Source organism: Flagellimonas myxillae, assembly GCF_023502235.1.
Taxonomy (GTDB): Bacteria; Bacteroidota; Bacteroidia; order Flavobacteriales; family Flavobacteriaceae; genus Flagellimonas; species Flagellimonas myxillae.
This window is the reverse complement of record NZ_JAMFLY010000003.1, coordinates 169,896-187,192: the sequence shown is the minus strand read 5'-3', so window position 1 is coordinate 187,192 and position 17,297 is coordinate 169,896. Positions and strand designations below refer to the sequence as shown.

The following is a 17,297-nucleotide window of genomic DNA, read 5'->3' as shown; positions in this document are numbered from 1 at the left end:
CCTAAATCCTTAATCTACAAGTATTCTTAGGGCATTTCGGCAATTATTTTTTGAGATTGTTGGATGTTTTGAAGAGTTGCATAAAAGACAAGGTCAAAACCAAGGTAGTGGCGAAACCCATAATGGCCACGGTGAAGAATACAATTCCCTCGAAATTGCTGTAATCCTTGGCCCAAACGTCGGAGAGCTCACTTAAAAACGTACTGCTCAACTCTGTAGCGTACAAAGCGAAAAAAATGGTGAATAACAAGGTAGCTATAAAACCAGTGGTCACCCCGGCCATAAACCCCTTGCCATAACTAAACTCCGACCCTTCCCTGAGCTTGGTGTACTTAATGGTCTCATAAATCCCAAAACCCGTGATTACCCCATTAAAAAGGCTATAGAACACATTAGTGTGCTTTCCCATAAGGGCCAAAATGAGGAAGTACGCCATCAGACAAGCACTGGTAACAATTCCAAAGCGAATAGGAAGAGTGAGATTTTTCATTTTGCCAAATTTTCAGGTGAATCCTTAATTTACTGAATGTTGACGAATTATGCCACAAATTCTTGTAAAAGACTCCTTTAAAATTCGATAAATCTCACAAATTTTAACCTATATTTAGTGTAACATCAATCTTAAATTCTGCACTAATTCTATTAATACATCATAAAAATTTTGAATATGAAACAATATGTGCTGTCCGGACTTTTTATGCTTTCCGCGGTAGGAATTACTTCGGCCCAAGAAGTCTCCTTTGAAGAGTACGATCTAGACAATGGCCTGCATGTGATCCTACATCAGGACAATTCGGCCCCGGTGGTGACCACTGCCGTAATGTACCACGTTGGATCCAAGGATGAGGACCCAGAAAAAACGGGTTTTGCCCATTTCTTTGAACATCTTTTGTTTGAGGGGACAAAGAACATTGAGCGGGGTGAATGGGATAAGATAGTTAGCTCTAACGGAGGAAGTGGCAACGCCAATACCTTTTTAGACCGCACTTATTACTACGAAACCTTTCCATCCAACAGTCTGGAAACCGGACTTTGGTTGGAATCGGAACGATTGATGCACCCTATTATTGGTCAGATTGGTGTGGATACCCAAAAAGAAGTGGTGCAGGAAGAACGAAGATTACGGGTAGACAATTCTCCTTACGGAGCCTTTTTTGAAGTGCTCTTAAAAAACCTGTACACCAAACATCCTTATCGATGGGGGGTTATTGGTTCTTTGGACCATCTATCAAGTGCAACTCTTGATGACTTCAAAAACTTCAACCAAACCTTCTATGTTCCCAACAACGCAGTTTTGGTGGTAGCCGGAGATTTTGAGACCCAGAAGACCAAAAAAATGATTTCGGACTATTTTGGGCCAATTCCCAAAGGGGCGGAAATCCAACGCAATGTTGTTACCGAAGACCCCATAGTCAACACCAAAAAAGCGGTTTACCACGACCCAAACATTCAAATCCCTGCCATTTTATTGGCCTACAGAACCCCTGGACAAGCTGAAAGGGAAGCCTATGTGATCAATATGATATCCACCTATCTCAGCGATGGGGAAAGTTCCAAGCTGTACAAGAAACTGGTGGACGAGAAAAAAATCGCACTTCAAATATTCTCGGTCCCTATTGATGCGGAGGATTACAGTTGTTATGTTGTGGGAGGACTGCCCGTGGGCGAAAACTCCATACAGGATATCAAAAATGAGATTGACGCGGAAATCCTAAAAATCCAAACGGAGCTGATTTCAGAGAAGGATTACCAGAAATTGCAGAACAAGTTTGAAAACAATTTTGTAAATGCCAATAGTAGCATTTCTGGTATAGCAAATTCATTGGCCGAAAACTATATGCTGCGCGACAACACAAACTTGATCAATACAGAAATCGATATTTATCGCTCCATAACCCGTGAGGAAATCATGGAGGTTGCCAAAAAGTATTTGAAGGTGAACCAAAGGGTGGAACTAGAGTATTTACCAGAACAAAAAGATGCCAATTAAAATGAAGAAGTACATCATATTTTCCGTTTTATCCTTATGCATGGTAATCTCCCATGCGCAAATTGACCGAAGCAAACAGCCCAAACCAGGGCCTGCTCCGGAAATTAACCTAAAGGAACCTGCCCGTTTTGAACTTAATAACGGTCTTAAAGTAATGGTCGTGGAGAACCACAAATTACCCAGGGTTTCCATACATCTGACCATTGATAATCCTCCAATTCTACAGGGTGACAAAGCCGGGGTTGCGGCGCTTACGTCCAGCTTAATGGGAAAAGGATCAAAAAATATATCCAAGGAGGATTTTTATGAGGAGGTCGATTTTCTTGGGGCAAGTATCGGTATTGGAGATCAAAGTGCCTCGGCGAGTTGCCTGTCCAAGTATTTTCCCAGAATCCTGGAACTTATGGCAGATGCTACTTTGAATCCAAATTTTACACAAGAAGAATTTGACAAGGAAAAGGACCGAATCATAACCGGGATCAAATCAGAGGAAAAAGATGTTTCGGCCATAGCTTCGCGGGTACAATTGGCCCTCGCGTATGGTAAAAGCCACCCCCATGGGGAAATCACTTCAGAAGCCACGGTTAATAATGTCACCTTGGCAGATGTAGATCAGCATTATCGCTCTTATTTTGTTCCTGCCAATGCCTATTTGGTTATTTTGGGCGATGTCGATTTTGAAACGGCCAAAGAGTTGGTGACCACACATTTTACCCCATGGTCCAAGGCCACTCCGCCTTCCTTTAGTTATGCCAAACCCACGGATGTGCAATACAATCAAATCAATTTTGTGGATGTGCCCAATGCAGTACAATCCGAAGTAGCGGTGCAGAACATCACCGAATTGCAAATGAAGGATGAAGACTATTTACCAGCCTTGTTGGCGAATAGGATTTTAGGGGGCGGATCACAAGCTCGATTGTTCAAAAACCTTAGAGAAGACAAAGGATATACCTATGGGTCGTATTCCGGAATCAGGGCCAACAAGTATAGCCCCATGCGGTTCAACGCCTATGCCCAAGTTCGAAATGCTGTTACGGATAGTGCCGTAGTTCAGATTTTAAGTGAGATAGACCGAATGGTGAGCGAACCGGTTACTGCGGAGGAACTAACCAACGCCAAGGCCAAATATGCAGGAAGTTTTGTTATGGCGCTGGAAAGTCCTGAGACCGTGGCCAATTACGCCCTAAATATTGAAACCGAGGGATTATCAAAGGATTTTTACAAAACCTATTTGGAACGGATTGAGGCAGTAACCATAGAGGATGTCCAAAAAGCCGCCCAGAAGTATTTTTCCACCAACAATGCCAGGGTCGTAGTGACCGGGAAGGGCAGCGAAGTGATGGAAAATCTTGAAAAAGTAACCTTTAAAGGCAAGAGCGTTCCCGTTTTATATTACGACAAAAATGCCAGTAAAACAGAGAAACCTGATTACTCCGCTCCCTTACCCGAGGGATTAACGGTGGCTTCCATTCTTGAGAAATACATGGAAGCCGTAGGTGGAAAGTCCAAACTGGAAGGAGTGGAGTCCTACGCCCTTACCGCCGAAGCTGTAATGCAAGGGATGACCTTGGAACTGGAAATGAAGAAGACCACCAGCAGCCAATTCATGCAGGACATCAAGGTTATGGGGAATTCGGTTCAAAAACAGGTTTTGGATGGAGATAAGGGTTACACCATTGCCCAAGGACAACGGAAAGACCTTACGCCTGAAGAAATAGAGCGAATAAAAGAGGAGTCTGCTGCTTTCCCCGAGCTAAATTATTTGTTGGCCGGAGGTATTACCATTGATGGCGTGGAACAAGTCGGGGATAAAAAAGCCTATAAACTCAAAATCACGGACAAAAAATACTGTTTCTATGATACGGAGACGGGTCTAAAACTCCAAGTGGTAAGCATTGAGGATGTCCAGGGTCAAGCCATGAACAACACCTTGGTCTTCGAGGACTATCGGGAAGTTTCCGGCATCAAATTCCCATTTAAAATGGTACAGACCTTTGGGCCGCAGGTTTTTGATTTTGTAGTGAAAGATATCAAAGTAAATGAAGGTGTCGCTCCCTCCGATTTCGAGTAAACCCATTTAAACAATGACTGGAAAGAGGCGTCCCAATTTTGGGGCGTCTTTTTTTTGTTCATTCTGATTAAGCACTACTTTTGCAGTTCTAAACTGACCATTGAGTGAAACGGATTGCCGCACACACTTTTGTTATCCTTTATCTACTGGCCATGGCCAGACCTGTGGTACCCTTGGCAGAATATATTATCTACGAGGATTATATTGCAGAATTCCTCTGTATAAACAAGGAAAATACGGAGCTCCAGTGTAATGGTAAATGTTATCTGATGCAGCGCCTTTCGGAGCAAAACGAGGAAAAAAAGCAAAATCTTCCCAAAATTGCAATGGAAGAATATCCCATTGGGTTTGTTGAATTAACTTCCTTCAACACCCAAAAAAAAGATAAAGCATATCCTCAGGTTTATTTTGACTATCAGAACCATTACACCTATTTGTTCACTCCGAACAACTTTCATCCACCAAGTACCATCATCTAGCTTTTCGGGTACAGTACATTTTATTTAGGGCAGGAACTCACTTGCCCCAACTTCAACATTTTTAAAAAGGATGAAAAACTATTTTTCGGCCCTATTATTAGTGGCCACCACTGCATTATATGCACAACAAAACAATGATCAAAATCAAAAATGGTCCGCCGGACGACCCGATGGACACGCTCCCATCTCAGTTATGGGCGACCATATGCACGGAAAAGGGGAATGGATGTTCTCTTACCGATATATGTATATGAACATGGACGAACTAAAGGCAGGAACAGACGACAGCACTACCGAAAACGCCTTGGCAAATTACATGGTGACCCCTACTACAATGCCTATGAACATGCATATGTTAGGGGCTATGTTCGCTCCAAGCGATAAGCTTACCTTAATGGTCATGCTCAACTACCTGAGTATGGAAATGGACCACCTGACCCGAATGGGAGGGACCTTTACTACCGAATCCAGCGGATTTGGAGATGTAAATCTCTCATTGATGTATCGATTCTTCAACCAGAACCGCCAAAGCCTGCATGGGCAATTGGGCATTTCCATCCCAGCAGGAAGTGTCACCGAAAGTGACGTTACCCCTGCCTCGGCACCGAATGAGATGGAGCTACCCTATCCCATGCAAATTGGTAGCGGAACTTTCGACCCCTCGGTAGCGCTCACCTATTTGGGTCAAGGTGAATCGGTATCCTGGGGAACCCAGCTTAGGGGAATATTCCGTTTCGGGAAAAATGACAGGGATTACCGCTTAGGGAACAAATACAGTCTTAACAATTGGGTAGCGGTAAAGGCCGCGGATTGGATTAGTTTTTCCGCTAGGTTGGAGGGTTTGATCACTGGCAAACTGGAAGGGGCCGACCCCAACCTAAATCCCATGATGGTGATTACTGCGGACACCACAAACTCTGGCGGAACTTTTGTAAACGGAGGCCTTGGTTTCAACATTTATGTGCCATCTGGAGGATTAAAGAACCTCAGATTGGGATTTGAATTTGCCTCTCCCTTACTTCAGGATTTAAATGGCATCCAGTTAAAGACCAAGGAAACCCTCACCCTTGGGGCACAATATTCTTTTTAATACCTTCAATGGGGTGCATTGCACCCCATTTTTCCATTATTTATGACCAAAAGAAAACTTATACAACAAACTCGAAAATGGCACAGATACCTCGGTGTAATCCTTGGCGTCCAGTTTTTACTTTGGACCTTGGGCGGACTCTATTTTAGTTGGACCAACATTGAGGAAATAAGGGGAGAACATCTTAGGGAGAAACCAAAATTCCCGAATATAGCTCAGGGAATGGTCTCGCCCGATGTATTTATCCAATTGGCCTTTGAAGCTACCGATAGCATTGTTTCGCTGGAATTGATAAACGTACTGGACGAACCCATATATAGGGTTGTTTATAATTCAGATACCCGTAAAAAGGCGCGCCTGTTCCATGCTTCCAATGGGGAAACCAAAGCCCCCCTATCTGAAAAAGAGGCCATTTTGGTTGCCAAGGATGGGCTAAAAGAGCAATCGAATGTTACCCATGTGGAGTATCTAACCACTGCAGGAAAGCATCACGAATACCGGGGTAGACCTTTACCTGCTTTTGCGATAGATTTTGCGGAACCCGCGAATACCACGATCTACGTTTCGGCCGAATATGGGGACATCCAAACCTTTAGAAGCAACCAGTGGCGTGCCTTCGATTTTCTATGGATGTTGCACACCATGGATTATGAAGGCAGGGATAATTTCAACAATTATCTGCTACGTGCGTTTGCATTTTTTGGCTTGTTTACCATTCTATCCGGCTTTTCTTTATTTATTTTTACGTCGAGAATTTTCAGAAAAAAGTCAGCAATATGAAAAAATATCTTTGTGCCCTTATATGTGTTTTGGGACTAACCCTTTCTTGCAAGGACGATAAAAAAGCAGTCGATGGCGGTTCGCAAATGGAGCAGGTTATGGCCATCCACGACGAGGTGATGCCCAAAATGAGCACCCTTGGAAAATTAGTGGGAGAGCTTAAGACAAAAGTGGACACGACGGAAATGGGACTAAAGTACGAGGCTTCCATGCGTGACCTTCAAGCTGCGCACACAGCCATGATGGATTGGATGAAAGGTTTTGGAGACCGGTTCAATTCCGATGAAATCTTGAATGGCAAAGAACTCACGGAGCAAAAACAGAAGTGGTTGGACGAAGAAGAGGTCAAGGTAAAGGCCTTGAAAGAACAAATTAATTCGAGCATACAAAATGCCCAGGAACTACTGGGTAAAGAATAGTTCTTATTTCTTCCAGCGGAGGGTTTCCATAATCCTTCGAATGTCCTGTTGCAAATACATGGCCGCCGGAAGGATGGAATCGTAATTGGGCTTGGCATAGAAATAAAGGGACCCGGTCACAAAGTGGTCGGTGCTGTCCGTGACATAGAACTGTGACTGGGAAGCCGCATCGCCACTAACTTCGTAGAACATCCCGTACACCTTGCCCTCTGGATTTATAAAAGGTTGCTCCACAATATTATCCGCCTTTACCACATGCTCGTAAGACAGTTTTTGGGCATCGGTCAAGAGGGTTTTTAGATTATCCTTAACTGGTTTGTAAGTGATGTAAACGGAACCCTTCATGGATGGATAATCCAAGACCAGGGAACAATCCTTGTCTTCCTTGATCACAGACAGGGTATTTTGATCAAATGAAAAACTACATTCATTTAACATGGATTTGTAAGACGCTTCAGGATATTCCAAACGTAACATGGCATGGGGCTTTGGAATTACATCTTCCTTGCATCCGATCAGCACCATAATGCTTAATAAAACCAACGTCTTAATCCTCATGTGGCAGTGTTACTTTAATACGTTTCAACCTTTTTTTGTCCAAGCTCTCCACTAAAAATTGGTAGTTTTTGAATCCCACTTTTTCTCCCCTTTTCGGGAAGCTCCCAGAGATTTCAAGCACAAATCCAGCTATGGTCTCCGATTCTCCCTTTTGGTTCTCAAAATCCTCTTCATCTTCAATTTTCACCACTCTATAAAAATCTTTTAGCGTGGTCTTCCCATCAAATACATAGTTGTAATCGTCCAATTTTGAGAATATGAGGTCCTCATCGTCAAACTCATCGCTTATATCGCCTACAATTTCCTCAATAATGTCTTCCAGGGTAACAATCCCTGATGTTCCCCCATACTCGTCGACCACCACGGCCAAATGATTCTTCTTGTCTTGAAACTCCAACAATAGATCATCCAGTTTTTTGTTCTCTGGAACAAAATAGGGTTCCCGGATCAAGGACATCCAATTGAAGGTTTTTCTATCGATGTACGGCAATAAATCCTTCACATATAGAACGCCCAAAACATTGTCCATATTTTCCGAGAAAACCGGGATGCGGGAGTAACCATTTTTCTTGATTTCCTCCAAGACCTCGGGAAATTTCATTTCCTCGTTCAAAGCGAAAATATCGATGCGGGGCCGCATAACCTGTTTGGTATCGGTATTTCCGAATGTAACAATGCCCTCCAAAATCTTCTGTTCTTCCTTAGTGGTATCCCCTTCGGATGCCAATTCCAGTGCCTGGGATAAATGATCCACGCTTAGGTTGGATTTTTGTCTCCCCAATTTTTCCTGTAAAAACCCACTGGCTGAACTCATGGGGGAGCTAAAAGGAGTAAAAAAGGTATTCAACACACGGATGGGAACGGACATGAACTGAGAAAACTGCACCCGGTTTCGGTTGGCATAGATTTTTGGCAAAATTTCCCCGAACATCAAGATCAAAAAGGTCGCCACGATCACCTCCAATAAAAACCGAACGGAAACCACCCCAAACAATACTTGGTCCACATTAGAAAAAATCACATTTCCTATGGAGCTAAACAGGAGTACAATCCCAATATTTATGGCATTGTTGGTAATCAAAATGGTGGCAAGTAGCTTTTTAGGATTTTTCAGCAAGCGAACAATGAGTTTGTCCCTAGAGCTGTCGGACTCCTCCATTTCGTTCAAATCGGTTTGGGAAAGTCCAAACAGGGCCACTTCAGCCCCCGAAATCAAGGCCGAACAAGCCAAAAGAAACAATAGTACGATCACTTTTGCGGTGAACATACCATTAAAGATAGTTAAGAAAAATGCCAAACAATAGGGCTCGGGATCCAATTTCTATCGGTTTATGCTAAATTCTAGAACGGTAGGTCGTCATCCTGCTCCGCATTTTCAGTTGGGGCAGGGTCACTGCCTTTCACAGGCTCCGTCTGTGGTGGTAGGTTTGGAGATTGCTGTGCATTGGCCATGCTTTCCGATTTGGTCGACAAAAAGGTGAAATCCTGCACATGTACCTCCGTCGTGTAACGGGTATTGCCATCTTCACCTTGCCATTGTCGGTTTTTCAACCTTCCTTCCACATAGACCTTATCGCCCTTGCTCAAGTACTTTTCGCAAATTTCGGCAGCTTTGTTTCGAACCACGATATTGTGCCAATCCGTGTTGGTGACTTTTTCACCTGTTGTTCGGTTGGTGTAGGTTTCATTGGTGGCCAACGGAAAACGTCCAACGCTTCCCCCACCTTCAAAATAATGGACTTTTACCTCGTCTCCCAAATGCCCGATCAGCATCACTTTGTTTAATGTTCCGCTCATAATTCTTTAATTGATCAAAAGTACTAAATTTTAAATGTCTTTATAAAATCCGCTATCAAAACAGGAACAGGGAAATTCGGCACTTCCTCCCATGCAATTCCATCGGAATTCACCCCTTCCGTTTCCAAAATCCAAAATTGGGTATACAAATGTTGATGGGACAATTTGTGTACAATCGGCTCCTTATTAAATAAGGTGATGTTTGATGCCGAAGTTTTAGTTTCTCGACCCAATAGTTTGTTCAACGTCTTGGCATCGATCAAGGTGTCCGATTCCAGTAATGGAAATTGATAGAGGTTTTGCCATATACCTTTGCCCTTACGCTGTTCCAATTTAGTTTGATTTTCACTATCCAAGTAAACCAGATAGTTAAAGTACCGTTTCCGGATTTTGGTCTTGTTTATTTTAATGGGCAAGCGAGCCACGGTATCTTCCTTTAGGGCAACACAACTTGCGTTCAGTGGGCATGTCCTACACTTTGGGTTCTTGGGCGCACATTGAATAGCTCCAAACTCCATGATTCCTTGATTGTAATCCCGAATGTTCTTGGTATCCATCACCTCCCGGGCCAATTCCTTATAATATTTGATTCCCTTGGAACTGTTTATGGGCAAATCAATCCCAAAATATCTGGACAGCACCCGGTACACATTCCCGTCGACCACAGGTTCAGGTAAATCAAAGCAAATAGATGCAATGGCACTTGCCGTGTAATCGCCCACACCTTTTAGCGCTTTGAGTTCCTTATAGGTATTTGGAAATTTCCCGCCGTAATTTTCCACCACGGCCTTCGCGGTTGCATGAAGATTTCTCGCCCGCGAGTAATACCCCAGGCCCTGCCATAGTTTAAGCACTTTTTCCTCCGGGGCTTTTGCAAGGTCATGGACTATGGGGAAGGCTTTTAAAAATTTATGGTAATAGGGCATGCCCTGGGCCACCCGGGTCTGTTGGAGCATGATCTCCGAAAGCCAAATTTTATAGGGATCCTTAGTAGACCGCCATGGAAGGTCCCGCTTGTTTAAACCGTACCATTCCAGAATTTTCAGGGAAAAAGTCATGAAAGGAAATACTAAGGGTTAAAAGTAGCAGTTTATATACTTAAAATTAAAGGGTTTAAACGAAAGATTAATTTTAATTTTTATATTTGCAAGCCTAAAAAATTAGAAAACAGTAATACGAAATGACGAAAGCAGATATTGTAACTAGAATCTCAGAAAAACTAGGTATAGAAAAAGGAGACGTACAAGCAACAGTGGAATCTTTTATGGAGGAGGTAAAATCGTCCTTGGAGAATGGAGATAATGTTTATTTAAGAGGTTTTGGAAGCTTTATCATCAAGACCAGAGCGGAAAAAACAGGTAGAAACATTTCAAAGAATACTACCATCAAAATTCCTGCACACAATATTCCTGCCTTCAAACCTGCAAAGGTGTTTGTTGAAGGTGTAAAGAGCAACGTTCAAGTAAAATAAGATAACTAACACAAAAGGAAGAACCCTATGCCTAGCGGTAAAAAAAGAAAAAGACATAAGGTAGCTACCCACAAGCGCAAGAAGCGCAGGAGAGCTAACCGACACAAGAAAAAGTAGTTGTTGCAACTACTTTTTCATTTTACACACATACGTTCTTTGACATAGAGATTCGGGAAAAGAATTTCAATCGGTAATAACCGATTCTACATATTGTTTAATCATTTATTCCATAACTATATAGGAATAAATAAAAATCGATTCAGGTGAATAGAGAATTAATCGTTAGATCTAGTCCTGATGCAGTCGATTTTGCCTTATTAAAGGATGGAAAACTCATTGAATTACACAAAGATGAGGATGACAACAAATTTTCAGTCGGGGATATCTTCCTAGCCAAGATAAGAAAACCCGTTACCGGCCTCAATGCGGCATTCGTAAACGTAGGTTATGAAAAAGATGCGTTCCTGCATTATCACGACCTCGGTCCGCAGTTGTCCTCCATGTTAAAATTCATCAAAAAAGCAAGAACGGGAAGAGTAAAGGACTACTCCCTCAAAGATTTTCCATTTGAAAAAGATATAGACAAGAATGGCAGTATTAACGAAGTTATTAAGGCCAATCAGTCATTATTGGTACAAATTGTAAAAGAACCCATTTCCACCAAGGGACCAAGAATAAGCTCCGAGCTTTCAATAGCCGGTCGCTATTTGGTCATGGTTCCCTTCTCCGATCGCGTTTCAGTTTCACAAAAAATTGGAAGCAAAGAAGAAAAAGATAGGCTAATACGTCTTGTGAAGAGTATTAAGCCCAAGGGATTTGGTGTGATTATACGTACCGTTGCAGAAGGCAAGAAAGTTGCAGAACTGGACAAAGATCTTCAGAATTTGTTTTCCAAATGGATTACAATGAGCAAGAAATTGCACCGAGCAGCACATCCGTCCAAAGTATTAATAGAACTCAATAGAGCCTCTTCCATACTTCGGGATGTATTCAACGATTCCTTTACAGGAATACATGTGGATGATGAAACGCTCTACCATCAAATCAAGGATTATTTGCATGAAATTGCCCCCCAGAAGGAATCCATAGTGAAATTGTACTCTGGTTCGGCCCCCATTTTTGAAAAATTTGGGATAGAGCGCCAAATCAAGACTTCGTTTGGGCGTACCGCCTCGATGAGTAGGGGTGCCTACCTTGTTATAGAACATACCGAAGCGCTTCACGTAATTGATGTGAACAGTGGTAACCGTTCCAACAAGGCCAAAAACCAGGAAGATACCGCTTTGGAGGTAAACCTTCTGGCCGCTACGGAAATTGCACGGCAACTCCGTTTGCGCGACATGGGTGGAATTATTGTGGTCGATTTCATTGATATGACCAAAGGGGATCACAGGCGTAAATTGTTCGATCATTTAAGAGAAGAAATGAAGGACGACCGTGCCAAACACAAGATCCTACCTCCCAGTAAATTTGGTCTGGTGCAGATTACCCGCCAACGGGTTCGCCCAGAGATGAATATCAAGACCAGCGAGGAAAATCCCAACGGATCAGGTGCAGAAGTGGAAGCCCCAATTGTCCTAATTGATAAAATCAACGTGGATTTGGAGCGAATCATGAAGGGTAAGTTTAAGGATAATGGTATTATACTAAATATCCACCCTTTTATAGCTGCCTACCTCAACCAAGGATTTCCGTCACAACGCTTCAAGTGGTTTTTGGAACACAAGAAGTGGATAAAAATCCAACCCAGGGATGCATATACATACCTTGAATATCGTTTTAAGAATAAAGACGGTAAAACAATTAGATAATAAAAAGCGACTTCAGCAATGGGGTCGCTTTTTTTGTTTTATGACCCTTTCATTTCAATCCAATATCATCACACTGAAATAGGTTGCCCTAGTTAAAAAAGTTGATCATTTCAAAGTAAAACGAGCTAAACTCCTCGTTAGACTTGAACTTTGCCTCAAATATGGGGCTTATCTGCAAGGGGTCATTGTTTTCCTTAATAATTGCATTTAGATATTGCTCGTAGTCCAATATTCCATCATAGCGTTCTACTCTCCCCCATTCGATTTTCGGGGTATTGGATTCATAAAACTTTCCAAAACTCCAATTCTTCATTGCATCAGGAAACTCTGGCAAAGTCAATGATTCCTTCGTAGTGCTATTAAAGCAAATATCCCAATGATATAATACCTTCTTGCCTTCCACAATGGGCAGTTCATCAGTCACATTACCAGAGGAAACTGAAAATTTACCCACATAATGGCCGTTACCAACAGCATTAAAGGTGATCTCCTTTCCCGTAATCCCAAAATCCAATTGCCAATCTGGAATAGGATAGTTGGTCAATGGGGTTCCTCTTCTCACGGTAAGGTAATCTTCCAAGAACAAGAAATGCGCATAGCTGTGGAACGTGGTATTCACAACATAGTCTTCTGTGGGCCTAATAAACATGTCGGGAGCTTGTAAGGTATGAAATCCACTCAACCAAATATTGTGGGCAGTGCCATTGCTAAAATCTTCATCACTCAGATATCCGTAGATTCCCAGTCTTCTATCATGACCATTTTCAAAGCCATCAACATATGTGACGTCCACTTCTCCTTCGACAAGATTTTCGCTAATAAAATCAGCGACATCCAAAATGATCCCGTTGTTTAGGTCTTCCTCCGTGATCCACTTATATTTTTGCTCAGATCCATCTCTATGTGAAGATCGAATATAGTAATCTTCCGCAACCGGTATCCCATTGAAATTTTCCCATTTGATGAATGAAAAATCAAAATCCACATGGTCATATCCATATGCATAATCTGGACTATTCCTCCCAATAATCAATATATCTTGATTAAATCCAGAGGTCGGCAAATTCCACTGCTGCCTAATACCGAGTCTTCTTGGGGATTTTGGAGTAAATTTATCTAAGGATGAAATACTTAGATCATCTATGGTTTTAAGTGTAACTATTTCAATATCATTGGTTACAAACCTCGATGCCATATTTAAATAATAAGGGGTGTCCCTACCAATATTTTTGTCCGTAGTCAACGTAATGGTTGCGGGTAAAGTTTCAATAAGCTCGGTGGCCAATAAGGATCCATCAGCTGCAGAAGCAAAAAGGAAAAAATCCTGATAGTCTGTTCTAAAGAAGTTATTGTCCAAGCGTACATCGAGAAGTTTTCTATGTATGGCAATGGGATATTCTTGTGTGATTGTATTCCCTTCGGGTTGAATCACTTCGATTTTCACAACAGCCTCCCCAGGCTCATACAGTTCAGGATCAAAACTAAAATTGAAGCGGGTTGCATTTGTCCGGCTTAAAATAAGCTCATCATCCAAATACACATTAATAGCATCCACGACGGCATCGGTCTTGTCAACTACAATACTTACGTTGATGGGTTCGTACAAGGTTGGATTGTTCAGTAAGTTAGTACTGCTTACATTTTCCACCAAAACTTGATTTTCAATCATATCCTCCTCACAAGCATTGAGGACAAACAAAATCAGCATCAACAAAATTGTTCTTTTCATATTGGGATTTCCGTTGTCAAAATTAGTTTTCCTTCATCCCCCTTAATTCCAACAAGTTTGCGTCATGTTAATAGCTTCTTGGGGATGGAATGTATGGTAATTACCTAATAAATCTTGAATTTAAAAAACTTGCTCGTTAAAAGCACCAAGAACTGGATTGAAAGAAGGAGTTGAGACAAATTCTGTGGACCATTTAGTCGCAATATGGTATTTTTGGATATCACCTGTTACTTTAATGCCATGAAAACCATCTACTCCTTTTGTGTCGTTCTTGTTCTATTTGGATGTGCTACCAACACTCCGGAAACCGTTTCCTCCCTGATGGAGGACTCATCGTCCATAGCTGGGAAATCCAATTACTTGGCATCTCCTTTTGTCACGGCTGGGGACCGGGTCTACATGGTAGGGCATCAAGATGGGAGTTTCCCTCCCCTTGGTTGGCATATCAAAGGTGAAATGGGAGGTATTTGGAACCACCCCATAAAGCTGATGGATGGGTTCGATGCGCAGCTGATCATTGGGAAGGACACCTTGCCACTGGACAAGGCCACTGAATTTGTAAACTATCCCATGGCCAATATGCACAGCTTTAAATGGCCTTCAAAGGGCATTACTGTGGAACGTTGGCAATTTGTGCCGGATGGATTGCAAGGAATGCTGGTTCAATATGTTATAAAATCGGAACAAAACTCCTCAACGGCCAATTTTAAATTTACAGGACATACCGATTTGCTCCCTACCTGGTTGGGAGAAGAAACACAAATGATTGATGCCAAAGATTCAGCAACCTTTGAAACGGACAAGTGGGTGGTTAAGGATGACAATAATCCATGGTTCAATATTTTTGGCGCGGACCAAAATCCAATGGACCATGAATCCTTGGGAGGACAGGGCAATGCCTCGTCGAATGCACTCACTTATGCCCTAAACTTGAATCATCAAAACTCATCGTCGCTTACTTTTGTGATTGCTGGTTCCTACATCTCCCAAGAAGATGCACAGCGCACTTTCGATATTATCCAAAAAGAATACGCATCCCTGGTATTGGCAAAGAAACAGCGATACCAAAAACTCGCTTCGCAGACCCGGCTCACCATTCCGGACAAACAGTTGGAACAAACTTTTGAATGGCTCAAGTACAATTGCGATTGGCTCGTACGGACCGTCCCCGAAATTGGCACTGGCATCGGGGCAGGGATTCCGGACTACCCATGGTGGTTTGGTGTGGATAGTGAATATGCCTTAAAGGGCTATATGGCCATTGGCCAGGATAACATTGTTGACAAGACCATTCGGCTCTTGGATAGCGTTTCCATGGCCGTGAACGAAAATGGCAAAATTCTACATGAAATGTCCACCAACGGCTTTGTCTTTAACAAAGGGAACATAAATGAAACACCGCAGTTTGCCTCCCTAATTTGGAATATCTACACTTGGAACGGGGACCGAAAGTTCCTTGAAAAATACTTTCCCACCATACAAAAGGGACTTGCTTGGTTAATGGAGGAGAACGACAGTAACGGGAATTTATTCCCAGATGGGTTTGGGATGATGGAAATCCATGGTTTGAACAGTGAAATGATCGATGTGGCTGCCTATACCCAACGCGCGTTCGACGACGCCTCCAAAATGGCAAGGGAATTGGGCAAGGATGCTGTGGCAGAGGAGTATCATGATTTAGCGAAACAATTGAAACACAAGATCAATACAGAATTGTGGTCCGAGGAGTTCGGTTCGTATGCCGATTTTCTGGGCACCGATGAACAGGCTATACATTTGATTGAAGATGCCATCGTTAGGGCAGATACCTTGGACAAACCTTGGGCCATTGAAGAGCTCAAAGCGACAAAAAAACAAATCTTGGCTCAGCCATCCCATGAGCTGAAGCCATTTGTACTCCATCACAATTGGGTGGTAAATACCCCTATGGAAATGGGAATTGCAGATAGCGAAAAAGCCATCACTGGTCTAGATACTGCCAAAAAGTTCACCAACCCCTTTGGTGTTTTTGTCACGGGAATAGATCGGGACGATTCCGCAGGCAAGGACTTTGGTTCCTTTGAAGGCAGCAAGGTTTTCTCCTATACCGGTGCAGTTATGACCCTTCCCACAGGGGTGCAGGCAGTGGCCGAAAACAATTATGGCAGACCTAACGAAGCCTTGGACTATCTAATCCGAATGACCCGAACTTTTAGCTACGCATTCCCAGGCAGTATCTATGAAGTCTCACCGGATTACGGCATGATGACCCAGGCTTGGAACATATATTCTTATGCCATTCCCATTGTGCAGCAATTTTTCGGCATCCAACCCATGGCAAGTCAGAAAAAAGTAATCGTAAGACCACAAATGCCCACTGCGTGGGATGAAGGTGCCTCCCTGGAAAATGTAAAAATTGCGGACAATACAATTTCCATTTTTTATCGCAAAGACTTGGATGGGATTCAAATTGAAGTACAGCAGACTAACCCGGAATGGACTGTACAACTGAAATTGCCACAAGACAATTATTCAATTCAAGAAGGTAGTGCCAAGACTTCTTTAGATGCCCAAACTGCCATATTCAGCACTTCCGACCAAAAAATAGTGGTGGCCAAAACCAAATCTTGATGCAGGGTCAATATCCAAGCAGAAAACACGTCTCAGTACAAGAGGCACAAAAAAAAATGGAGCGCTATTGTGCCTACCAGGAACGTTGTCACCAGGAGGTGGTAAACAAGCTCAAGGACATGCGCATGATTCCACAAGCCATTGATGCTATTGTTACGCATTTGATCCAGGAAAATTATTTGAATGAAGAACGCTTCGCAAGAAGTTTTGCCCGGGGAAAATTTAACATCAAAAAATGGGGTAGAAACCGCATTACAAACGAATTGAAGATGCGCCAAATTTCCAGGTTCAATGTACAAAGTGCACTTTCAGAGATTTCCGAAGAGAACTATGATAAAACCTTGGATGAACTTGCCCTTAAAAGATGGGAACAACTACTAGGGGAAAGTCCTCAAAAACGTAAAAAAAAGCTGGTGGACTACCTGCTGTACAGAGGATGGGAAAGTCAACTAGTTTACGATAAGCTTAGGGAGCTTACCCGAGAATAAC

The 17,297-nt window shown here is 42.6% G+C and carries 16 protein-coding genes; 10 read left to right on the top strand and 6 right to left on the bottom strand.

Annotation, left to right across the window (positions count from 1 at the left end; translation table 11 throughout):
- Nucleotides 1–43: 43 nt before the first annotated feature.
- The gene (locus tag M3P07_RS13525; RefSeq protein WP_249970462.1) at nucleotides 44–490 is read right to left on the bottom strand and encodes a DUF4199 domain-containing protein; all 447 of its coding nucleotides are present in this window, start codon (nucleotides 488–490) and stop codon (nucleotides 44–46) included.
- A 177-nt stretch (nucleotides 491–667) separates the two neighbouring features.
- On the opposite strand from M3P07_RS13525, the gene M3P07_RS13520 reads away from it, so the two are divergent.
- From M3P07_RS13520 to M3P07_RS13495, 6 genes are all read left to right on the top strand, one after another.
- A complete protein-coding gene (locus M3P07_RS13520; protein WP_249970461.1) occupies nucleotides 668–1,990 on the top strand; it encodes a M16 family metallopeptidase in 1,323 nt (440 codons plus the stop codon).
- A gap of 1 nt (nucleotide 1,991) precedes the next feature.
- Nucleotides 1,992–4,064: a M16 family metallopeptidase gene (locus M3P07_RS13515; RefSeq protein WP_249970460.1), complete on the top strand. Its 2,073-nt coding sequence runs from the start codon at nucleotides 1,992–1,994 to the stop codon at nucleotides 4,062–4,064.
- 104 nt (nucleotides 4,065–4,168) lie between these two features.
- On the top strand, nucleotides 4,169–4,543 hold the full coding sequence (locus tag M3P07_RS13510) for a hypothetical protein (RefSeq protein ID WP_249970459.1): 375 nt from the start codon (nucleotides 4,169–4,171) through the stop codon (nucleotides 4,541–4,543).
- A gap of 70 nt (nucleotides 4,544–4,613) precedes the next feature.
- Nucleotides 4,614–5,633 carry a transporter gene (locus tag M3P07_RS13505; protein ID WP_249970458.1) on the top strand — a complete coding sequence of 340 codons (1,020 nt, stop codon included), beginning with the start codon at nucleotides 4,614–4,616 and terminating at the stop codon, nucleotides 5,631–5,633.
- Between the two features lie 42 nt (nucleotides 5,634–5,675).
- Complete coding sequence (locus M3P07_RS13500; RefSeq protein WP_249970457.1) at nucleotides 5,676–6,413, top strand: hypothetical protein; 738 nt, start codon at nucleotides 5,676–5,678, stop codon at nucleotides 6,411–6,413.
- Nucleotides 6,410–6,832, top strand: coding sequence for a hypothetical protein (locus M3P07_RS13495; RefSeq protein WP_249970456.1), 423 nt, complete (start codon nucleotides 6,410–6,412; stop codon nucleotides 6,830–6,832). Before M3P07_RS13500 ends, M3P07_RS13495 begins: the two co-directional genes overlap by 4 nt.
- 3 nt (nucleotides 6,833–6,835) lie before the next feature.
- Here M3P07_RS13495 and gldD read toward each other — a convergent pair whose 3' ends face one another.
- Genes gldD through mutY form a run of 4 tightly spaced genes read right to left on the bottom strand, consistent with a single transcriptional unit; the run spans nucleotide 6,836 to nucleotide 10,245 of the window.
- Nucleotides 6,836–7,390, bottom strand: coding sequence for a gliding motility lipoprotein GldD (gene gldD, locus M3P07_RS13490; RefSeq protein WP_249970455.1), 555 nt, complete (start codon nucleotides 7,388–7,390; stop codon nucleotides 6,836–6,838).
- A complete protein-coding gene (locus tag M3P07_RS13485; protein WP_417952746.1) occupies nucleotides 7,380–8,708 on the bottom strand; it encodes a gliding motility-associated protein GldE in 1,329 nt (442 codons plus the stop codon). Before M3P07_RS13485 ends, gldD begins: the two co-directional genes overlap by 11 nt.
- A gap of 23 nt (nucleotides 8,709–8,731) precedes the next feature.
- On the bottom strand, nucleotides 8,732–9,187 hold the full coding sequence (locus M3P07_RS13480) for a single-stranded DNA-binding protein (protein ID WP_249970453.1): 456 nt from the start codon (nucleotides 9,185–9,187) through the stop codon (nucleotides 8,732–8,734).
- 23 nt (nucleotides 9,188–9,210) lie between these two features.
- Nucleotides 9,211–10,245, bottom strand: a complete 1,035-nt coding sequence (gene mutY, locus M3P07_RS13475) for an A/G-specific adenine glycosylase (RefSeq protein ID WP_249970452.1) — start codon at nucleotides 10,243–10,245, stop codon at nucleotides 9,211–9,213.
- A 122-nt stretch (nucleotides 10,246–10,367) separates the two neighbouring features.
- Here mutY and M3P07_RS13470 point away from each other — a divergent pair, with 122 nt between their 5' ends.
- Nucleotides 10,368–10,658 (top strand): HU family DNA-binding protein, encoded by a 291-nt coding sequence (locus M3P07_RS13470; RefSeq protein ID WP_036380395.1) that lies wholly within the window; start codon nucleotides 10,368–10,370, stop codon nucleotides 10,656–10,658.
- A gap of 263 nt (nucleotides 10,659–10,921) precedes the next feature.
- The gene (locus M3P07_RS13465) at nucleotides 10,922–12,469 is read left to right on the top strand and encodes an Rne/Rng family ribonuclease (protein ID WP_249970451.1); all 1,548 of its coding nucleotides are present in this window, start codon (nucleotides 10,922–10,924) and stop codon (nucleotides 12,467–12,469) included.
- 88 nt (nucleotides 12,470–12,557) lie between these two features.
- Here the strand turns inward: M3P07_RS13465 and M3P07_RS13460 are convergent, their stop codons facing one another.
- Complete coding sequence (locus M3P07_RS13460; protein ID WP_249970450.1) at nucleotides 12,558–14,198, bottom strand: hypothetical protein; 1,641 nt, start codon at nucleotides 14,196–14,198, stop codon at nucleotides 12,558–12,560.
- 240 nt (nucleotides 14,199–14,438) lie between these two features.
- Here M3P07_RS13460 and M3P07_RS13455 point away from each other — a divergent pair, with 240 nt between their 5' ends.
- Nucleotides 14,439–16,808 (top strand): alpha-L-rhamnosidase-related protein, encoded by a 2,370-nt coding sequence (locus tag M3P07_RS13455; RefSeq protein WP_249970449.1) that lies wholly within the window; start codon nucleotides 14,439–14,441, stop codon nucleotides 16,806–16,808.
- The gene (locus M3P07_RS13450) at nucleotides 16,808–17,296 is read left to right on the top strand and encodes a regulatory protein RecX (RefSeq protein WP_249970448.1); all 489 of its coding nucleotides are present in this window, start codon (nucleotides 16,808–16,810) and stop codon (nucleotides 17,294–17,296) included. The genes M3P07_RS13455 and M3P07_RS13450 overlap by 1 nt, the downstream gene beginning before the upstream one ends.
- Nucleotide 17,297 lies beyond the last annotated feature (1 nt).